Origin of the sequence: Micromonospora salmantinae (genome assembly GCF_022230905.1) — a bacterium.
In the GTDB taxonomy this organism is placed as follows: domain Bacteria; phylum Actinomycetota; class Actinomycetes; order Mycobacteriales; family Micromonosporaceae; genus Micromonospora; species Micromonospora salmantinae.
Genome location: NZ_JAKKFG010000011.1, coordinates 196,918 through 216,169, shown reverse-complemented (window position 1 = coordinate 216,169; position 19,252 = coordinate 196,918). Strand labels below are relative to the sequence as shown.

The 19,252-nt window shown below is 69.8% G+C and carries 16 protein-coding genes; 5 read left to right on the top strand and 11 right to left on the bottom strand.

Annotated elements, in window-relative coordinates:
• Positions 1-2 precede the first annotated feature (2 nt).
• The 4 genes from PSH03_RS09830 to PSH03_RS09815 all read right to left on the bottom strand — a co-directional run bounded on the left by PSH03_RS09830 (position 3) and on the right by PSH03_RS09815 (position 5,981).
• The gene (locus tag PSH03_RS09830) at positions 3-2,408 is read right to left on the bottom strand and encodes a GTPase-associated protein 1-related protein (RefSeq protein ID WP_238688918.1); all 2,406 of its coding nucleotides are present in this window, start codon (positions 2,406-2,408) and stop codon (positions 3-5) included.
• Positions 2,409-3,614 carry a zinc ribbon domain-containing protein gene (locus PSH03_RS09825; RefSeq protein WP_210783778.1) on the bottom strand — a complete coding sequence of 402 codons (1,206 nt, stop codon included), beginning with the start codon at positions 3,612-3,614 and terminating at the stop codon, positions 2,409-2,411.
• Entirely contained in the window at positions 3,614-5,161 is a 1,548-nt protein-coding gene (locus PSH03_RS09820) for a hypothetical protein (protein WP_238688917.1), read from the bottom strand. The genes PSH03_RS09825 and PSH03_RS09820 overlap by 1 nt, the downstream gene beginning before the upstream one ends.
• Positions 5,162-5,414: 253 nt before the next feature.
• Entirely contained in the window at positions 5,415-5,981 is a 567-nt protein-coding gene (locus PSH03_RS09815) for a hypothetical protein (RefSeq protein WP_238688916.1), read from the bottom strand.
• A 647-nt stretch (positions 5,982-6,628) separates the two neighbouring features.
• Between PSH03_RS09815 and PSH03_RS09810 the strand changes: the two genes are divergently transcribed.
• Positions 6,629-6,970, top strand: a complete 342-nt coding sequence (locus PSH03_RS09810; RefSeq protein WP_124770765.1) for a hypothetical protein — start codon at positions 6,629-6,631, stop codon at positions 6,968-6,970.
• Positions 6,967-7,626: a nucleotidyl transferase AbiEii/AbiGii toxin family protein gene (locus PSH03_RS09805; RefSeq protein ID WP_238688915.1), complete on the top strand. Its 660-nt coding sequence runs from the start codon at positions 6,967-6,969 to the stop codon at positions 7,624-7,626. The genes PSH03_RS09810 and PSH03_RS09805 overlap by 4 nt, the downstream gene beginning before the upstream one ends.
• Before the next feature lie 56 nt (positions 7,627-7,682).
• Here the strand turns inward: PSH03_RS09805 and PSH03_RS09800 are convergent, their stop codons facing one another.
• Positions 7,683-8,585 (bottom strand): SDR family oxidoreductase, encoded by a 903-nt coding sequence (locus PSH03_RS09800; RefSeq protein WP_238688914.1) that lies wholly within the window; start codon positions 8,583-8,585, stop codon positions 7,683-7,685.
• Between the two features lie 185 nt (positions 8,586-8,770).
• Here PSH03_RS09800 and PSH03_RS09795 point away from each other — a divergent pair, with 185 nt between their 5' ends.
• Positions 8,771-10,561, top strand: a complete 1,791-nt coding sequence (locus PSH03_RS09795) for a bifunctional metallophosphatase/5'-nucleotidase (protein WP_238688913.1) — start codon at positions 8,771-8,773, stop codon at positions 10,559-10,561.
• A 58-nt stretch (positions 10,562-10,619) separates the two neighbouring features.
• On the opposite strand, the gene PSH03_RS09790 is transcribed toward PSH03_RS09795, so the two are convergent.
• Both PSH03_RS09790 and PSH03_RS09785 read right to left on the bottom strand, forming a co-directional pair.
• A complete protein-coding gene (locus PSH03_RS09790) occupies positions 10,620-10,793 on the bottom strand; it encodes a hypothetical protein (RefSeq protein ID WP_167362358.1) in 174 nt (57 codons plus the stop codon).
• An 84-nt stretch (positions 10,794-10,877) separates the two neighbouring features.
• Positions 10,878-12,038, bottom strand: coding sequence for a geranylgeranyl reductase family protein (locus PSH03_RS09785; protein WP_238688912.1), 1,161 nt, complete (start codon positions 12,036-12,038; stop codon positions 10,878-10,880).
• Between the two features lie 148 nt (positions 12,039-12,186).
• Between PSH03_RS09785 and PSH03_RS09780 the strand changes: the two genes are divergently transcribed.
• Both PSH03_RS09780 and PSH03_RS09775 read left to right on the top strand, forming a co-directional pair.
• Positions 12,187-12,423 carry a hypothetical protein gene (locus PSH03_RS09780; RefSeq protein WP_112587077.1) on the top strand — a complete coding sequence of 79 codons (237 nt, stop codon included), beginning with the start codon at positions 12,187-12,189 and terminating at the stop codon, positions 12,421-12,423.
• A gap of 86 nt (positions 12,424-12,509) precedes the next feature.
• Positions 12,510-13,949 (top strand): MFS transporter, encoded by a 1,440-nt coding sequence (locus PSH03_RS09775; protein WP_210783768.1) that lies wholly within the window; start codon positions 12,510-12,512, stop codon positions 13,947-13,949.
• Between the two features lie 101 nt (positions 13,950-14,050).
• On the opposite strand, the gene PSH03_RS09770 is transcribed toward PSH03_RS09775, so the two are convergent.
• From PSH03_RS09770 to PSH03_RS09755, 4 genes are all read right to left on the bottom strand, one after another.
• Complete coding sequence (locus PSH03_RS09770; protein ID WP_238688911.1) at positions 14,051-14,635, bottom strand: hypothetical protein; 585 nt, start codon at positions 14,633-14,635, stop codon at positions 14,051-14,053.
• An 843-nt stretch (positions 14,636-15,478) separates the two neighbouring features.
• On the bottom strand, positions 15,479-16,108 hold the full coding sequence (locus PSH03_RS09765) for a hypothetical protein (protein WP_210783762.1): 630 nt from the start codon (positions 16,106-16,108) through the stop codon (positions 15,479-15,481).
• A 13-nt stretch (positions 16,109-16,121) separates the two neighbouring features.
• Entirely contained in the window at positions 16,122-17,900 is a 1,779-nt protein-coding gene (locus tag PSH03_RS09760) for a DUF4012 domain-containing protein (RefSeq protein WP_238688910.1), read from the bottom strand.
• Between the two features lie 103 nt (positions 17,901-18,003).
• Positions 18,004-19,251 carry a glycosyltransferase family 4 protein gene (locus PSH03_RS09755; RefSeq protein WP_238688909.1) on the bottom strand — a complete coding sequence of 416 codons (1,248 nt, stop codon included), beginning with the start codon at positions 19,249-19,251 and terminating at the stop codon, positions 18,004-18,006.
• Between the last annotated feature and the right edge of the window lies 1 nt (position 19,252).

Here is a 19,252-nt window from a genome sequence, read left to right as displayed (position 1 = left end):
AGTCACCCCCGTCCGCCCGGCCGGAGACGCCGGACCAGCCCACGTCGGTGCGAGCGCGAGAAGGTCTTCCACAGTGCTGACCACATCGGGCCCAAGCCGTCGATGTGCATCGTCATCTCCCGGAACCGCTTCTCCGAACAGCGGGAAACCACAGTGCGCACCAACCGATCAAGGTCGGCGTGTGTGCCCGCGTGGATCATCGAGGCCATCGCGGCCGACTGCGACTCGATGTTCAGCAGCACGAATGCCAGGGCGACGTGTGCGGGGTTGGAGTTGTTCATCAACTCACCGCGCAGCTTGCGGGAACACGGTTCAGTGAGCTGCTGGACGTGCATGTGGGTGAGCACGGTGAAAGCCACCGCGACCACCGGCGCCTGCGTTATCGCCTCACACAGGTCCGGCATCTGTGCCCGCACCAGGTGTGGTGGCACGTCGTTTAGAGCCTTGACGAGCGCCACCGGGTCGAACGTCGTGTCCGCCAGTTTGTCGAGCACGAAGACCAGTGCGCGTTGCGCGGCGATGGCGCGGAGCGTGTCCACCTGAGGCGCCCACAGGCCGTGCGCTATCACGACGAGCGCCGCGTCGACGTACTCCCGCTCCGATCGGTAGTCGGTAACCTTCCGGTGCAGCGGCGCGAACACCCGCGGGTCTAGTGGTGTGTCGCGGGGCAGAAGATGCGTCAACAGGTGCGCTTCGGCACGGCTGACCGCACGGTGTGTCCAAATGACCGAGGCGGTGCGATTCACCATCGCCGCCGGACGAGTGGCGGCCATCGCGGTGCGCAGGCACTGTTCGATCAGGTCGATCTGCTGCCGCGCAGGTAGATGGCGCAGGGCGGCCTCCACCACCGCCGCGTCCAACGGCTCGTCGAGTCGCATGGGTTCACGCAGCAGCACGTCCCACCACTTGTCGCCGAGTTCGTAGGCCCGGTCCGGCTCGTCCGCCAAGCGCTCGCCGAGCTCGTGTCGCAGGAGCCGCTGAATCTCGTCCCCGCAGGCCCACAACGCGACCCTGTACGCGTGATCCGGGTTGTTGGCCCAGTCCAGGACGAACCGGTCCAGGCCGGGTTGCAGATCGGCAAGTGCCGGACGGAGCCCGAAGCGCCCGCACAGTCGGAGCAGGGTCTCGAACAGGGGCGGCTCGGCGAGGCGCATCTCCCTGGTGATCGCGACGAATGACCGCTCGTGCTCGGCTGGAGTCCATGCACCGTTGACCGGGGCGACCGGCTCCGGACGGACGACGCCGGCCACCGTCGCCTCGCGTACCTCGGCGTCGATCAGCGAGAGCCGCACCTCCGCCGCCCGGTGCGGGAATGTGGCGGCACGGCTCACCTCGTCGAGGCTGCGCAGCACCTCCACCGGCCACTGCGACGCCGCGGCCACCAGCAGGTCGACAATGCCGCCGCCGTAACGCCTGACCAACTGTGGCGGTCCGTGCCGCAGCCAACTGACCAGCCCGGCAACCTTCTCAGGAGGTGGGCGGCGGCCGAGGATGGCGGCGAGAGCGACCGCGGTGCCGCCGTCACCGTCCATCCCGGCCGCCGCTGCGACCTCCACAGCGTCCACCACGTCCATCGGGTCCTCGGCGAGGAACAGCTCCGTCCACTGCCGCGCCGCCTGTGTGTGCGTGACCCGACTCCAGTCGTGCCGGACCAGGTCGAACACGGCATAGCCCTGATCGTTGTCGAGGGCGGCCTCGGCCCCACCCCAGTCGGGGTGCACGGCGAGGATTCGATGCGGCGCGTACGCGGGATTGAGCGTGAACACCTTGAATCCGATCCGCAGGGCTTCCCGCTGCGGTATCAACAGCGTGACCGCTGTTATCCATCGGATCACCTCGGCCGGCTCGCGGGCGACGAAGAGGACGCGCCGGCCACGCTGATCGGCTGGCGGGCGCAGGGTCGACAACAGCGCCGCGAGCAACTCGTCACCGTCGGGCGCGCTGCGAACGAAAGCCTGCGCCTCCACCGCGCCGAAGGAACCCGGATGCCAGCCCGGTTGGAGTTCCGGGCATCGCGTGGTCAGTGCCGGCTCAGCGGTCCAGAACGGCGCACCGAACATCTGGGCCGGGCGCACGAGGCCGTACGCGGCAGGGTCGTCGGTGACGATGGCATGGGTCAGCTGGTTGCCCTCCCTGCCGCCCACGCTCTCCCGCCCCAGGTAGACCCCGGCGGCGGTAGCCAACAGCCCGTCCCAGACATGTGCGAACGAAGCGGGGTAGTCGCTGACCGGACGACGCTGCCCCATCAACCGCGGCGGTGGTTCGTAGAGCAGGTTCCGCTGCACCACTGCCTCCGCGTTCCGGTCCGCGCCCGCCGATCGCGACTGAAACTGGAGGCCGGGTGTCCCGCGGAGCCCTTGGCCCTCGCGACAGTCCGTCCAGATCAGCGCCTCGAACCGCCCTGTCATTCAGCGCTGCCTCGGTACGACGCCGAAACGGCGTAGGCTGAGCAACCAGAGCAACGGCTCGTCAACTCGGTACGGGCGAACACCACCGGGCTCGACCATGGCGTTGTCGTAATCCGGTGGGGCTCCCAGCGCGGAGACGAAGAAGTAGCGGAAGGTCGTGTAGTTCATCCGCAGGTGCTGCTCGATGTCGTCGCCCCGCCAGTCCCGGAGCAGGGCAGCGACCTGCTCGTGGGTGGCCCGACCCACCTGTTCGTCGTACGCCGGCCCGCGCCGCGGCTCATTACACAGCGGGTGATCCCGACCCAACACGTCGAAGAAGGCGTCCATCTTGGCGAACGCGACGGCGACCGGCTTGGTGATCCGCTGACTGCCGCCCACCCCGTTGCTGGAACGCAGACTCTGGGTGAGCCGGTCGACTACCGCGATGGTGTCCTCGGTCGAGCGGATCGCCGAAGACGGTAATCGAAGCCGCTCCCGCGCCTCGGGCAGCATGAAGGGGTCGAGCAGCAGGATCAGACCGTCAGCGGCACCGATGTAGGCCAGGTCGTTGGCGCCGCTGAGGGTGCCGACATCCTCGCCTGCGGTGTCGTGGAACGACAGGTAACTGGTGCGGTAGACCGGCTTCCGCCGCCACCGACGGCGCTCACCCCGCCACTCGAACACCAGCGGATTCTGCCGGCCACCGACGGCGGGCGGAGTCGCCTCGAACAGTTTGTGCTCGGTGAACATCCTGTCGACGTTCTGCTCCAGCCACGCCAGCGGGGACTTGAAGCCACCCTGCCCGTCGCCGGTCATCCTGATATCCGCGGCGAACCGGCGACGCAGGTCGGAATAGCGCATCTCGTGGGCGAGAACGGTCAGATAGACCGTCTTGCCGGTGCCCTTCCCACCGAACATGGCGATCATCGGGCTGGACGCCTCCCCGAAGTTGGCCGGCACCGGGGTGTGGCAGGAGGGGCAGGCGCGAATCCCCGTACGGCCACCGCAGTCCGGGCACCAGGCGATCCGTGCCAGCCGGAGCCGTTGGTTGCGTGGGGGTGGGAAGACCGGACGCATCGTCTCGGTGAAACCGGTCATGTTGTGGCGGACCGTGTCGGTGCCGGGCGGGCAACCCTTCCGATCGGCGTCACCCTTGCCCAAGCACTGGAACCACAGCGCTGAGCCGTCGATGCGCTGATAACAGAACGGACAGGCGACGTTGGCCACTATGTCAACCTCATCGATTCGACGGGAGGGCCGGTGAGCACTGTCGGTACCGGACCACGCAGGAAACACCGAACCCAGTACGGATCCTGACGCCGGGGCAGCACCGGAACGGGGATGGTCAGCTCTCGGGCCTGGTGGGCGACTAGGTCGACACCCTCGTGCTCGACGAGCACGGTCCCGTGAGCCGCGGACGGCGGCATCGCGAGATCCGTGCCGAGCACAACTGTGACGACGAGGTCGGCGAGATCCGTCTCCGTCCGCAGCCGGACAGCGAGATCCCGCCGGCCGAACCTCCACAGTCGGTGCCGGGTCAGGGTGTACGAGACCGGTATCGACCGGGGCGGTAGCTCGACCTCACGGCCTCGTGAACATGCCTCGTCGGCGGCGACGGCGGTGAGCACCGAGACCCGGACCACCCCGGGATCCAGGGCAGCGGGTATTCGGAAACCGTTGGACCCCGCGTACCCGGCGCGGGTGATCTGGTCCTGTCGTACGCCGCCCGGCGCTGTCCACTCGACAATTGCCAGCCGCGATCCCTCCGGCCAGACCCAGGTAACGATGACGTCGTCCCCGCGGCGCTCGGCCCTCAGCCTCCGGACTGGCTCAGCCAGACCGAGCGCAACGAATCGACCCACCACAGCCTGGTCCCGCTCCACCACGTACGGCACGTAGAGGTGGTAGCCCACTGGCACCTCGGCGAGGAGCGCCGCCTCGCCGTCGTGCACCTGCCTGGTACCGGCCAGCTCGGTGCCGAAGGCCATCAGCGTCGGCACGGGAAGCACGCTCCCGGATGCCCATGGTGGTGGCGTCTCGGCCCAGCGGATCCTCAACCGCTCGGCATCCGTCGCCGGCCAGGACACCCGTACCTGACAACTGTCGTCGCGGGCACCGAGCGCCTCGATCGTGAGTTCGGCTGGTTGGACCAGGCGCGCCAAGTCGTCCGAGTTCGGACGTTGATCTGCCTGCCGCCTCGCGGCCGCCGCATCTGACGTCTCGTTCGGTACCTGCGGCAGATCCTCCGCGGAGCCGCCGCTCTTGGCGACCCGGCTGCGTCGAGCGACAGGTCGAGTCGATTCACGCGCGTCAACGGCGCCGGAGTCATCGAGGCGGGCACGGATGAACTCACGTGCCTCAGCCCGCCACCCAGGGGCGTCGTCCGGGACCTCAGTGGGTGGTTCGGCATGCCGGGTCGGCTCCGCCCGCACCAGATTCGGTGGGCGTATCCGCGTCGTCCGCCCCACGCCGCCCTGCGTCGCCGTCGCCTGGTCCTGCCACCACGTGGGGTCGCTCATCAGGTCACCGACGTTACGGCTGAGTTCCTCGTCGGCCCGAATCAGCAGCCGACAGATCTCCGCCCGACTGTCCGGCCCCACGGCGCGGTCCTGCCAAAACTGTCGTAGCTGCTTGAGATGGACGGCAAGTTGGTCAACTGTCCAGTCTGGCTCCACCGCGTAACGCAGAAGGAGGTCGCCGACGGGAAGTCGCCCGTGTCGACCACGCAGCGGCTTGATGACCTCGCGGTCGTAACGCTCGGCGTCGAACGCCATCGAGTTAGCAAACGCCGGTAGGCGGCTGAACGAAACAGTCGAAAGCACCAGTCGCATCCACTGTGAACCTCACCGCCTATTCATTCACGTTAGCGACTTGAGATCATCACAATCCTGAGGGTGATTACAAGCATCTGTCAGTCCACGGACACTCCGACTTCGCGGGGGACGCCGCTGGCCGGCACCCCGAGTGCGGGTGCCGGCCAGTGGTCGGTGCGGTGGTGCGGTGGTGCTGGGTGCTTGTGGTGTGGGGTCAGCTGTTCCAGTGCTGGGCGACGAGGTCGGCGGCCTGCTGCTCCCACTGGGCGTAGGCATCCGGGTAGGCCGACACCTGCACCGTCTGGGCCGCGTCGGTCAGCGGCATGTCCTGCCAGCCGTCAACCTGCTTCAGACCCTTCAAGAACGCGGTCGTCGAGTACTCGGGGTCGGTGATCTGCTCCGGGGTGCCCCAACCCGAACTCGGGCGCTGCTGGAACAGACCCAGCGAGTCATGGTCGTTCCGGTCACCCAGGTGACCCAGGTTCTCCAGCTTGGACTCCTGCAGGCTCGTCGCGATCGAGATGACCGCGGCCCGCTCGGGGAGGCCGGCCTTCTTCGTGGCCGCGATGATGGCCTTCACGTTCGCGGTCTGCTCGTCGTTGAGGGGGATCCGGGACTGCTCGCCCTGCGGCTTCGACGCCGCTGACTGCACGGCCACCGCAACCGCCTTGGCATCCACGGCCGGGGTAGCGGCGTGGGCGGCGATCGGGCCGGCGAACACACCACCGGCGAACGCGAGACCAGCAACAGACAGCACGCTCTTACGGAAGATCGTGTTCATGGGGGTAGCTCCTTCGGGGGTAGAACACCCACACACACCGATCGGGGGGACGGCGGTGATGGGTGTGAGCACCTCGTCCGGCGCTGCACTAACAAGAGGAAAAGTCTTGGGGGGTGACACCCGGTCGGGCGTCAGGGTCGGCGACCTGACGAGCGGGGGGCTCGTGGCGCCGGGTCCCTCTGTAACGACCGGCGGGCCGGGGTCATTCCGGGGTCGGCCCATCCATCGGCACCCTCGTCGTGGCGGTGCCTGCGGTCGTTCGTGGGGGTTGTAACGACCCGGTGGAGGCTGGCATTCCACCCTGCGCGACCAGCCCTCAGGGGTCCGGCAGCGCGTCGGTGGTACTGCGATCGTCAGGGTGTGTAACGACCCTGAGCCCGCCATGATTCCGGCCCACGGGTGCGCCCGGCCACACCCCACAACCATCCACCAACGGGCAAACCACCCATGCGGCGTGGCTCGTGCGACCCAAACCACCCCTGGCCGGGCGTGATCCACTCGGTTCATGAAACCCGAGTCGATCAGTATTGGGCTGACCGCGCAAAGGCCAACAAACCGGACAGACGGCCTGACCCGGGCATGTCGGCGCGCAGCGCGCTGGGATCGACCTGAGCGACACCGGCTCTGGTGGGCGTTACCCTGACACCATGCAGGCCGTCTCCCCCACCGCGACCGGCGTGGCCTTTCTGGCCCGCCCGGGTCGCCCCGCTGTGGTGGCGCGGACGCTCGCCGAGCTTGCCGGCCCCACCCGAGGTGTGGTGGAGCTGCCGGTACGGCTGATGTGGAACGCCGAGCGCACCTTTGACCTCGGCGACCCCGACCAACTGCTCTGGATGTACGAGAACGTGCTTCGCGAGACCACTCGGGCCGAGGATCTGCGCGCCCTGATCAACGGGCGGACGCTGCGTCGGGTGTGGCGACTGCTCAACCTGCCTCGGGGCGTACGCCAGGCGTGGGAGAGCCGGCACCGCGGCCTGCGCGCGGCGTGATCGAGCCTCATCTGCACGAGTTCTACCGGGAGGTGGCCCGGGTGGCGCTTGCCGCCGCCGGGCCGTACCGGTTCGTTCTGGGTGGTGGGGTGGCGTGGGCGGCGCACGGGCTGGTCGCCCGACCGACGGAGGACGTGGACCTCTTCGCGGACGTGGAGGGTGCCGCAGCGGCGGCGTCCGCCGGGGTCCGGGTGGCCCTGGAGCGGGCCGGGTTCATCGTCAGCGACGCCGACCCGGACAGTGACCTGGCCGAGCTGTTCGACGGGTACGAGCAGGACATGAAGGATTTCGTGGTGAGCCGCGACGGACGGCAGATCCGGCTCAGCCTCGCCCGGTTGGACCGCCAGCAGAGCCCGGTGGTGATGGACCTGGGCCCGGTGATGGACGTTCGTGACCTGGTGGCGAACAAGATCGCGGCGTTGGTCAACCGGCGGGAGGTTCGCGACTTCATCGACGTGGCCGCAGCTCTCGACCACTACGACGTGACCGAGCTGTTGATGCTGGCACGGCAGGTCGACCCCGCGCTGGACCCGGACGACGTACGCGCCGCCGGCCGTTACCTGGACCGGCTCGCCGACCAGCGTTTCGGCCGGTACGGCCTGGGCACCGCCGACGTCGCCGAGATCCGGCAACGCTTCGCCGCCTGGCCACGCTGACCAGCGGGCCGCAGCGTCGGGTGGGCATCCCGAGCGGGCGCCCACCCGACGGCGGGTCACTTGGTCGGTCGACCGCCCGTGACCCCCAGGATCTCGCCCGTCACGTAGCTGGACTCCTGCGAGGCGAAGAAGACGTACGCGGGTGCCAGCTCAGCCGGCTGCCCGGGACGCCCTTCCGGGGTGTCGGTGCCGAACTGCCTCACCTTCTCCTCCGGCATGGTGGACGGGATCAGCGGCGTCCACACCGGCCCCGGTGCGACAGCGTTGACGCGGATGCCCTGCTCGGCCAGGTCGGCGGCGAGGGCCTTGGTGAAGTTGGCGATCCCCGCCTTCGTGGTGGCGTAGTCCAGCAGCTGCGGCGACGGGTCGAACGCCTGGATCGACGACGTGTTGATGATCGCCGACCCCTCGGCCAGGTGCGGAATGGCGGCCTTGCAGAGCCAGAACATCGCGTACAGATTGGTCTTGAACACCCGGTCGAACTGCTCGGTGCTGATGCCGAGGATCCCCTTGTCCTGCGACATCTGGTACGCCGCGTTGTTCACCAGGATGTCGAGGCCGCCCAGGTCGCGCACCGCCCGGTCGACCAGTTCCTGGCAGTGCGCCTCGTCGGTGATGTCACCGCGTACCGCCACACCCCGCCGGCCGGCGGCCTCGACCAGCCGGATGGTCTCCCGGGCGTCGGCGTCCTCCTCCTCGCCGAGGTAGGAGATGAGCACGTCCGCGCCCTCCCGGGCGAAGGCGATCGCGACCGCCCGGCCGATCCCCGAGTCACCGCCGGTAATCAGTGCCCGCTTGCCGTCGAGCTTGCCGCTGCCCCGGTACGACTCCTCCCCGTGGTCCGGCTTCGGGGTCATCTCCCCGGTCGAGCCGGGCGCTGACTGCTGCTGTGCGGGCTGACCGGACTGCTGGCCGTACTGGCTGGTCGGGTCCTGCTGGGTGTGCTGGTCCTCGCTCACTGAAATCTCCTCGCTGCGCGCGGGAAGCGGGGCTCTCCCGCGAATGCCGTCCCTGACGGCCCTACCCTGCGTCGGCCTGCGGAAACCGCTGCGCTGATCTGGGCTGCCGTGGCGTGAGTGCCGGGTGCTGGTTATGGTGCGCAAGGCGCTCACGAGGCGCGTCCACCCCCATGGAAAGGCACGTCATGACCTCTCCCTCCGGCCCGTCGCGCCGCCAGGTGCTCGTCGCCGCGGCGGCCGCGGCGACCACCCCGCTGATCGCCGCCGCGCCCGCGCAGGCGGCCGGCGCGGCCCGGCCGCGCACCTGGGACCTCACCCTCCTGGGCACGTCGGACACGCACGGCAACGTCTACAACTGGGACTACTACCGCGACGCCGAGTACGACGACAGCAAGCAGAACGACATCGGCGTGGCGAAGCTGGCGACCCTGATCAACCAGATCCGTCGGGAGCGGCGCGGCAAGGCCACGCTCGTGCTCGACGCCGGCGACACGATCCAGGGCACGCCGCTGGCCACGTACTACGCCAAGCAGGAGCCGATCACCGCCACCGGGGAGAAGCACCCGATGGCACGGGCCATGAACGTCATCGACTACGACGCGGTGACGCTGGGCAACCACGAGTTCAACTACGGGCTGCCGTTGCTGGACCTGTGGATCCGTCAGCTCGGCTTCCCGGCCCTCGCCGCGAACGCCGTCAACGCGAAGACCGGCAAGCCGGCCTTCCTGCCGTACGTCATCAAGAAGGTCTCCCTCGGTTTCGCCGCGCCGACCCTGCGGGTCGGCATCCTGGGGTTGACCAACCCCGGTGTGGCCATCTGGGACAAGGGCAACGTCGAGGGCAAGCTGCGCTTCGACGACATGGTCGCGACCGCCGCGAAGTGGGTGCCGATCATGCGGGCCCGCGGCGCGGACCTCGTGCTGATCTCGGCGCACGGCGGTGACAGCGGCACGTCCAGCTACGGCCCCGAGCTGCCGAACGAGAACCCGGTGGCGCTGATCGCCCAGCAGGTGCCGGGGATCGACGCGATCCTCTTCGGTCACGCGCACAACGAGGTGGTCGAGCGGTTCGTCACCAACGAGCGCACCGGCACGCAGGTGCTGCTCTCCGAGCCGTCGAAGTGGGGCCAGCGGCTCACCCGGATGGACTTCACGCTCACCCGTGAGCGTGGCCGGTGGGCGATCACCAAGAAGGCCGCCACCATGCTGAACACCAACACCGTGGTCGAGGACCCGAAGGTGCTCGCCGCCGTGCGGGCCCAGCACCAGAAGACCGTGGCGTACGTCAACCAGGTCGTCGCCACGTCCACAGTGGAGTTGTCGGCGGCGGAGTCACGGTACAAGGACACGCCGATCCTGGACTTCATCAACCACGTGCAGACCGAGGTGGTCGGCGCGGCGCTGGCCGGCACGGCGTACGCGGACCTGCCGGTGCTGTCGATCGCGGCGCCGTTCAGCCGGACCGCCGTCTTCCCGGCCGGCGACGTGAAGATCCGCGACGTGGCCGGCCTGTACGTGTACGACAACACCCTCGAGGCGGTCGTGCTCAGCGGCGCCGAGGTGCGCGCCTATCTGGAGTACTCGGCGAAGTACTTCCGTACGTTCGCGCCGGGCGCCCCGGTCGACCCGGAGCAGATCAGCGACCCGGCGGTGCCGGACTACAACTACGACGTCTTCTCCGGCCTGGACTACGACATCGACATCTCCAAGCCGGTCGGGCAGCGGATCACCCGGCTGGTGCTGGCCGGCACCGACACCCCGGTGGCGGACAACGCGCAGTTCGTGGTGGCGGTGAACAACTACCGGCGCAGCGGCGGCGGCAACTTCCCCGGCATCGTGAAGACCCAGGTCTACAACGCGCAGCAGGAGATCCGTCAGTTGCTCATCGACTGGGCACAGGCCGAGGGGACGATCGACCCGGCCGACTTCTTCCAGCCCAACTGGCGTCTGGTACGCGAGGGCGTGCCGGTCTTCTGACCGCAGCGCATCACCAACGGGCCGTGGGTGGCGACACCTGCGGCCCGTCGCGCGTTTCTCAGCCCTGCACGTTCCAGCGGATCGGGTCCTCGGACTCCTCCGGCCGGTCGCGCCCGGGATCGGTCTCGGTCAGGGCCACCCGCTCGTCGGGACGGACGGCGGGCGGCAACTCCCCGAACCGCGCGTGGCGCAGAAACGCGTACTCGTCGTCGGTGAACGGCTGCTCGGTCATCAGCGCCTCCTCTTGCTCCAGTGTGATTGTCCGGCGGCCGGGCCGGTCGACACCAGTAGGCGCGGGCACACCCCGTAAGGCGTCCTAGGATCCTGGGTGAGCCGTGGTGGCCTGGCGCGATGGATGGGACAACCGGTCCAGCACCGCGAGGGCCGCCCGGATCGGGCGGCGGCGCAGCATCTCGTCGAAGCTCGCCCGCCCCTGGCAGAACTGCACGAACATCCGCCAGCCCGGCGGGGTCGCCAACAGGGCGTGGAACACGTCCGGGCGTCGGGTGAACACGTCGAGCAGCCGGAACCCCGCCCGCATCTCCGGCAGCAGACGCTCGGCCACCGCCCGCTCGTACCCGGCCAGGTCACCGTCCGCGACCGCCGCTCCGGCCAACTCCCCGGAGCGCAACGCGAAGCTGATGCCCTCCCGGCTCCACGGCTCCAGCAGCCCCGCCGCATCCCCCACCACCAGCACCCGGCCGTTGCGCAACGGTGAATCCTCCGCGCGGCAACGGGTCAGGTGACCGGAGTCGTGCTCCGCCGGCAACCCGGTCAAACCCAACCGGTCGACGAACCGCCGCAGGTACTCGCGGGTCCCCTCCCCCGCCCCCCGCGCGGCGATCACACCGACGGTCAGCCGGTCACCCTTGGGAAAGACCCAGGCGTACGAGCCCGGCATGTCGCCCCAGTCCAACAGCAGCCGGCCCCGCCAGCGCTCCTGCTCCGCGGGCGGCACCGGAATCTCCAACTCCAGACCCAGATCCACCTGCCGGTACCGCACCCCCACGTGCCGACCGGTCACCCCCGACGAGCCGTCCGCCCCGATCACGGCACGAGCCGCGATCGTCGTACCGTCGGCCAGCCGCAGGCGTACCCCCTCGGGGTCCTGCTCGATCGCGCGGACCGCGACCCGCTCCCGCAGCTGCGCGCCGGCGGCGACCGCCGCCGCGCGCAGCCGGTCGTCGAACTCCTCACGGCGCACCATCGTCACCACCGGACTGCCGTTGCGGCGGGTGAACTCCCGACGGCCGTCGCGGGTGAACGTCACCCGGTCCACCCGGTCGTGCGCGGGCACCTCGATCCGATCCTGAACGGCCGCCAGCGAGGTGCCGATCAGGCCACCGCCGCAGGTCTTGTACCGCGGGTGAACTGCTCGCTCGACGACAAGAGTGGAGACGCCCGCACAGGCAGCGGCGTGCGCCGCGGACAGCCCCGCGGGGCCGGCGCCGACAACGACGAGATCCCAAACGATCACGGAAGCAGCCTAGGGCACCTCCCCGGCCGCACCGCCGGACCCGCCCGCCGTCGCGACCGCCCGATCGGGTGTGCATCTTCGGGCACCGAGGGGGTAACCGGCGCACGGCAACCGCCACCGCGGTGGCGGACGAGCACAAGGAGGAACCATGCAGCAGGTGCAACTGTCGGAGGCCGAGCAACGGGTGTACCAGGCGGTCACCACCCTCGAGGCACGCGGGCAGGTGCCGTACCCGGACCTGATCGCCGAGGAATCCGGGCTCACCCAGGAGCAGGTGGGCAGCCCCCTGCACCTGCTCACCGAGAAGGGCCTGCTGCACCGCGAGGACTCACCGATGGCCGGCCTCGACTTCGGTCCCCGGTTCTGCGCCCGCCAGATGGCGTGACCGACGGAACCACCCGACACGGTTCGCCCCCCCGAAGACCCGGGTAGCGGTCAACCATTGACGACCGAGGGTCGACGGGGGGCGCGATGAGCGCGGCGCAGACGCCGCAGCCGGTGACAGCGGCCGAGAATCGCCGACGCTGGCAGGCGGTCGGCGTCGGACTCGTCGCCGCGTTCATGACGCTGCTCGACGTGAGCATCGTCAACGTGGCCGTGCCCTCCATCGACCGGGCGCTGCACGCGTCGTCGAGCGACCTGCAGTGGATTCTCTCCGGGTACGCGCTCACCTTCGGCCTGGCGCTGGTGCCCGCCGGCCGGTTCGGCGACGCCCGCGGTCGGCGCAACGCGTTCGTCTTCGGCATCGCGCTGTTCACCATCACCAGCGCGCTCGCCGGCCTCGCCACCTCCCCGACCTGGCTGGTCATCGCCCGACTGCTGCAGGGCGCCGCGGCCGGCGTCGTCAACCCGCAGGTCATCGGGCTGATCCAGCAACTGTTCCGGGGGCCCGAACGTGCCCGGCCGTTCGGGTTGCTCGGCGCCACCATCGGCATCTCCACCGCCGTCGGGCCGTTGCTCGGCGGACTGCTCATCGCCATCGGCGGCGACGAACACGGCTGGCGCTGGGTCTTCTTCGTCAACGTGCCGGTCGGTGTCCTCGCGGTGATCCTCGGCTGGCGGCTGCTGCCCGGCCGAGCCGGCGGCCAACCCGGCTGGCATCGACTCGACCCCGTCGGCGTCCTACTGCTCGGCGTCGGTGTGGTCCTGGTCCTGCTGCCACTGGTGCAGGAGCAGCAGTGGCGGACGCCGTGGAAGTGGGCGCTCATCCCGGTCGGCCTGGCGGTGCTGGTCGCCTTCGGGCTCTGGGAACGACGGTACGCACGCCACCACCAACCCCTGTTCGACCTCCGACTGTTCAGCTTCCAGTCGTACACGCTGGGCTCGATCCTGGCGCTCGTCTACTTCGGCGGCTTCACCGCGATCTTCTTCATCTTCACCCTGTTCCTGCAGATGGGGCTCGGCTACAGCGCCCTCGTCGCCGGCCTGGCCATCACCCCCTTCGCCCTCGGCTCGGCGGCCGCCGCCGTGCTCGGTGGCCGCATCGTCAACCGTTTCGGCCGACCACTGGTCGCCATCGGACTGCTCACCGTGGTGGTCGGACTGGCCGCCACGGTGATCGCACTGCACCTCTTCCCGGGCGCCCCCGCGCCCTGGGTCACCGCCGGCCCACTGCTCGTCGCCGGCATCGGCAGTGGGCTGGTGATCGCCCCCAACCAGACGATCACCCTCTCCGAGGTGCCGGTCGGGCAGGCCGGCAGCGGCGCTGGCATGCTCCAGACCGGCCAGCGGATCGGCGCCGCCGCCGGCATCGCCGCCGTCGGCTCGTTGTTCTTCTCCACGTTGGCCGACAGCCGCGGCGACTGGACCAACGCCTTCGAACAGTCCCTCATGCTCGCCACCGGCATCATCGCGCTCGCGCTGATCACCGCGCTGCTCGACATCTGGCGGAGCCACAACCACAAGAACTGACCGGGGTACGCCGCTGGCCGGCACCCGGGTTGCGGGTGCCGGCCAGCGGTCGGTGTCGTGCGGTGGTGCTCAGGTGCGCGGGTTTCCGCAGGTGCCGTGGGTCAGCTGTTCCAGTGCTGGCCGACGAGGTCGGCGGCCTGCTGCTCCCACTGGGCGTAGGCGTCCGGGTAGGCCGACACCTGTACGGTCTGGGCGGCGTCGGTCAGCGGCATGTCCTGCCAGCCGTCGACCTGCTTGAGGCCCTTGAGGAACGCGGTCGTCGAGTACTCGGGGTCGGTGATCTGCTCCGGGGTGCCCCAACCCGAGCTCGGGCGCTGCTGGAACAGGCCCAGCGAGTCATGGTCGTTCCGGTCACCCAGGTGACCCAGGTTCTCCAGCTTCGACTCCTGCAGGCTCGTCGCGATCGAGATGACCGCGGCCCGCTCCGGCAGACCGGCCTTCTTCGTGGCCGCGATGATCGCCTTCACATTCGCCGTCTGCTCATCGTTGAGGGTGATCCGGGACTGCTCGCCCTGCGTGCCGTGCGGGATCAGCTTGCTGATGTCGGGCTTGTCGGCCTGCACCGCAACCGCCACGGGCTTGGCGTCGACCGGGTTGGCCACGTGGGCGACCGGGCCGGCGAACACACCACCGGCGAACGCGAGACCAGCAACAGACAGCATGCTCTTACGCATGATCGTGTTCATGAGGGGTAGCTCCTTCGGGGGTAGAACACCCGCACCGCCAAAGAGGGGGACGGCGGTGATGGGTGTGAGCACCTCGTCCGGCGCTGCATTAACAAGGGGGAAAGTCTTGGGGGTGACGCCCGGTCGGGCGTCTAGGTCGGCGACCTGGCGAGCGGGGCTCGTGGCGCCGGGTCCCTGTGTAACGACCGGGGGGCCGGGGTCATTCCGGGGTCGGCCCATCTGCCGGCACCCTCATCGAGGCGGTGCCCGGTGGTCGTTCGTGGGGACTGTAACGACCGGGTGGAGGCTGGCATTCCGGCCTGTGCGACCAGCCGTCAGGGGTCCGGCGGCGGGTCGGTGGTGCTGCGATCGTCAGGGTGTGTAACGACCCCGGCCCGGCCATGATTCCGGCCCACGAGTGCGCCCGGTCACACCCCACAAACACCCACCAACGGGCAAACCACCCATCCGGCGCCGGGCCCACGGCGTCGAACCGGCCGCCGCCCGCTTGATCCACTCGGTTTCCCGGAAGTCGGGGCATTCCGGGAAACCGGACACCCCGACTTCACGAAACCCGAGTCCATCACGAATGAAGCGACCTGCGCAAAGGCGGCAAGGCGGACATCGTGCCCATCGGAACATGGCGGGCGCACAGACCGGGCGGCGCCCGCACGGTGATCGCGGTGACGGCCATTCGCGGATGTGACCCACCCCGCCTGGGAAGAGACTGTCGCCGGCGAAAAGGTTCGGGCCGGGCTGAGGCTCGACGCGACGGCGCTGGACGTCTGAACAGGCTGGCGCCCGTCGGAGTGTTCCGACGGGCGCCAGCTTGAGTGCTAACCGGGCGCAGCCCGGTGGTGTGGATTAGTGCGCCGCACCACCGAAGCGCTGGCGGCGACGCCAGGCCAGGGTCAGCAGCAGCATCACCGCTCCGGCGCCGACCAGGCCGCCACCGAGCTTCATGGGCGTGCCGAGGCTGTCACCCGTGACGGGCAGCGGCTGCTTCTTGTGCAGCACCCGCAGCTCGGTGGTGGCGGTACGGCCGGACTCCCGGCCCGTGGCGGTGAAGGTCAGCAGACCCGTCACCGACGGCTTGTAGCTCTTGGTGAAGCGACCCTGACCGTCGGTGTACGCCGTGAAGTGCAGAGGCGCGCTCGCCTGGTAGGCCACCGGGGCCATGGCCACGGTGCTGCCGTCGCTGCGGCGAGCCGGAGCCGCACCGCCGGCCGGAGCGGCCTGCGGAGTGACAGTCACGGTGATGTCGACGGTCTCGTTCGGGCCGAAGTTGGTGCCGGTCAGCACCACCGTCTCGCCCAGGAAGATCGTCGGGCGGTTGACGGTCAGCGACGCGGCGGTCGGCGGGTACGGCGGCGGTTGCGGCGGGTCGGTGGTGGCGCTGGGCGTCGGCTGCGGCTGTGCCGCCCCCGCTGCCGTCGGCACGGCCACCACGGCCAGGCCGACCGTGAGCGCCATGATGATGCGGGATAGCCGCATGATTGGTTCCCTCCTACTGATCACAGCTTGGTGCGGAATGAACTTGGGTGGTCCAGGGGCTGGCGGTGGGGGTCAGCCACAGCTCGGCCTGCCCGACGCCGGTCTTGGCCGTCAGCACGGTGACCTCCAGCGCTCTCTCGGCGCCGGGGCCGACGTCGACGCTGGCCGTGGCTACCTGGCGGCGGCGTTCGGTGCCGCTGCCAAGCGCCGTCTCGGCCCCGTCCAGTCGGGCCTCCAGCACCGCTCCACCAGCCGGACTGAAGATCGACACCAACGTTCGGGCGGTGTACGGATCGCCAGCCAGGCCGAGGCCGAGCACGGATTTGCTAAGTCCGGACTTCGGCGCCGTTGAGCGCAGGGTCACCCGCAGCCGGAGCTCACGGCGACCGTCCGATCGGCATTCGCCGACCGTCAGGTTCGCCGTCGGCCGCAGGTAGTAGCCGAGCTTCGCGCCGCTGCCGTCGTTGAGGAACACGCCGACGGTCGGCACGGTGTCCTGTTCCGGAAGCGTCCCGGCCATCCGGCTTTCGCCGAATGTCCGCTGTTCCTCAGGTCGGGCACTCCAGAACAATATCCGGCGTTCAGTGATAGCACGGTCAAATGCGGACAACAACACCCGTGGGTTGACATTCTTCTTGAAGAAGGCGTCGAACACCGCCGACGCCGACGCCGCGAAGAACTCGTCCTGCTGTTTGACGTCGAGGCGCTGGTAGCTGTCGTTCAGCAGGGTCTGTACGACCTTCTCGCTGGCGAGCGGGACGCCGCCGGGCACCAGCACCGGGCCGGTCGCCTTGAGCAGGTAGGACAGCACCACCGGATCGACGGCGAGCACGCCGTCGACAGTGGTGCCGGTCTTGCGCCGGAACATCTCGCGGTACAGCGTGGCGGCGGTCGGGAAGTGCGGGGACAGGTTGACGTCGGCGGGGTAGATGCCGGGCAGGTCCGTCCAGAGGGCCCTGGTCTCGGCGGGCACCTTCAACGCCGGGGTGAACTGACCGAGCGAGGACGTGCTGCCCTGCTTGCCCATCTTGACCTTGCCGTTCTCCGCCTCGATCATCGCGTACGCGCCGAACATGCCGCCGGTGGCGCGCAACTCGGCGAGGTTCTGCGAGACGAGCAGGTAGCGGCGTGGGCCGTTCGCGCCGAGCAGCGGCGGGAGGAGGCGGGCACCCTGGTCGGCAGCCGTGGTGAGGCTGGCCAACCGGTCGATCTCGTCGCGCAGATCGCTCAGCGCCTGCCGGATCTGGCTGACCAGGCTGTCGGCTGGCACCGCCGCCAGGTTCTGGCGGGTACGTTGCACCGACTCGTGCACCCCGGTCAGCTCCGTGGAGACGGCGGCGAGCCGGGCGAGGTCCACCCCGCCGCCGGTCGGCACCAGGCTGGCCAGGTCCGTCCGGAGCAGGGTCGGGAACGCGTGCCGGGCCAGTTCGTCGATGGCGACGGCGATCTGCGCGACGGCGTCGAGGTCGTCGCCGGCGATCGGCGTACGCCGTCCGAGCTGCCAACCCGGGTCGGCCGTTGCCGAGCGGGCCGCGCCGGCCTGCTCCTGGAGGGCGGCGAGCGTCCGCAGGGCGCGGTCGGTGTCCCCACCGACGATCTGGGCGCTCAACTCTCGGGCCAGGCCAGCGGCGTTGAGCAGGTGAGTGCGCGCCTGCCAGCCGCGGAAGCCGATCCACCCGGCCGTCGCCAGTAGCAGCGAGCCCACCACCAGGGCGCCAAGGAGGGCCCGTCGCAGTCGGGCCCGCCGACGACGCCGGGACCGGCTCCGCCGCCGGATCGGACGTTCGCTCACCGTCACACCTAACTCCCATTCGCGGAACCGGACAGAAGGTCGATTCCCTGACGTTCTTAGCACGCCTGAGGGAAGTTCGTACCGTTATTGCATTTCTCGCCCTTTAGGCGAGCTTTCTTCGTGGTGCCGTGGCGGGCTCAGTGACCCGTCCGGCCGCCTCGTGCAACAGCCGTTCGATCTGGTCCACGCCGGCCGGCAGCGACATCTCGCGCAGGTACGCGGCCCGCCCCCGGCGACCCATCTCGGTGCGGGTCGGCGGCGCAATGGTGGCTGCCAACCAGAACCTGTCGGCCAATACCGCCCAGTCCTCGGGCGGGCAGGACAACCCAGCCCGAACCCGTTCGACAAGCTCGGCCGTGTCCCCACCCGCTGACGCGATCACCGGCGCGGCGCAGGAGAGCGCGGCCTGGAGTTTGCCGGGTACCGTGCCGCGCAGCTCCGGAAGGTCGCGCAACATGACCAGCTGGTAGTCGGCGGCGGCGTACAGCTCGGGCATGTCGACCGGTGACCGCCGCTCCAGGAAACGGACGTTCTCCGCGCCCAACTCGGCGGCGAGCCCCCGCACCCGCCGCTCCGCCGCGCCCGAACCGACCAGGACCAGATCCATCGTCCGGTCCAGTGCCGCGGCCGCACGGACCGCTGTCTCCAGTCCCTGCCGCGCCCCGATGGTCCCGGCGTGCATCACCACGCACCGACCGTCGCGACGGACCAACTGGCGGGCCGCCGCGCCGGGTGTCGCCGGGTAGAAGATCCGCTCGTCGGTCCAGTTCAGCACCAGCCGGACCCGGGCCGGGTCGGCGCCGGCGGCGACCACCAGGTCCCGCATCGACGGCGCCGCGACCGCGATTCGCGCCGCGGTCCGGTAGATCCGGGTCATCGTGCTGCCCATCCGCGCCGCCCAGCGCCCCTCACCCCCCTCGTCCGCGCCGTCGCTGGTCCAGACGTCCTGCACGTGCAGTACCGCCGGCACCCGCCCGAGCAACCGGAGCACCGCGGCGGCGGCGAACGTCGTGGCGGGCAGTTGAAAGACGTAGAGCGCGTCCACGTCGCCCAGGAACCGGCGTGCAACGAGCCCCGCGCTGCCGGCGAAGGAGAGGTAACTGGCCATCCGGCCACCGACGGACGCGGCAGCCCCGGGGTACCGGGGCACCCGTCGAACACTCAGCCGTTGGCTGTGCGTCTCGTGGTGCCACCGCTGTCGCCAGCCGGGATAGACGTGGCCACCGGGGTAGTCCGGAAAGCCGGTGAGGACCCGTACCTCGTGCCCACGCGCGGCCAACTCCTCGGCGAGGCTCCCCGGGATGAACGCCGGCTCGGGCGGAAAGTGGTACGACAGGATGCCGATCTTCACC

Coding starts and splice junctions, on each gene's coding strand:
- PSH03_RS09830 (WP_238688918.1), bottom strand. CDS start 2,408: ATGACAGGGCGGTTCGAGGCGCTGATCTGGACGGACTGTCGCGAGGGC.
- PSH03_RS09820 (WP_238688917.1), bottom strand. CDS start 5,161: ATGGCGTTCGACGCCGAGCGTTACGACCGCGAGGTCATCAAGCCGCTG.
- PSH03_RS09815 (WP_238688916.1), bottom strand. CDS start 5,981: ATGAACACGATCTTCCGTAAGAGCGTGCTGTCTGTTGCTGGTCTCGCG.
- PSH03_RS09810 (WP_124770765.1), top strand. CDS start 6,629: ATGCAGGCCGTCTCCCCCACCGCGACCGGCGTGGCCTTTCTGGCCCGC.
- PSH03_RS09795 (WP_238688913.1), top strand. CDS start 8,771: ATGACCTCTCCCTCCGGCCCGTCGCGCCGCCAGGTGCTCGTCGCCGCG.
- PSH03_RS09790 (WP_167362358.1), bottom strand. CDS start 10,793: ATGACCGAGCAGCCGTTCACCGACGACGAGTACGCGTTTCTGCGCCAC.
- PSH03_RS09780 (WP_112587077.1), top strand. CDS start 12,187: ATGCAGCAGGTGCAACTGTCGGAGGCCGAGCAACGGGTGTACCAGGCG.
- PSH03_RS09775 (WP_210783768.1), top strand. CDS start 12,510: ATGAGCGCGGCGCAGACGCCGCAGCCGGTGACAGCGGCCGAGAATCGC.
- PSH03_RS09770 (WP_238688911.1), bottom strand. CDS start 14,635: ATGAACACGATCATGCGTAAGAGCATGCTGTCTGTTGCTGGTCTCGCG.
- PSH03_RS09765 (WP_210783762.1), bottom strand. CDS start 16,108: ATGCGGCTATCCCGCATCATCATGGCGCTCACGGTCGGCCTGGCCGTG.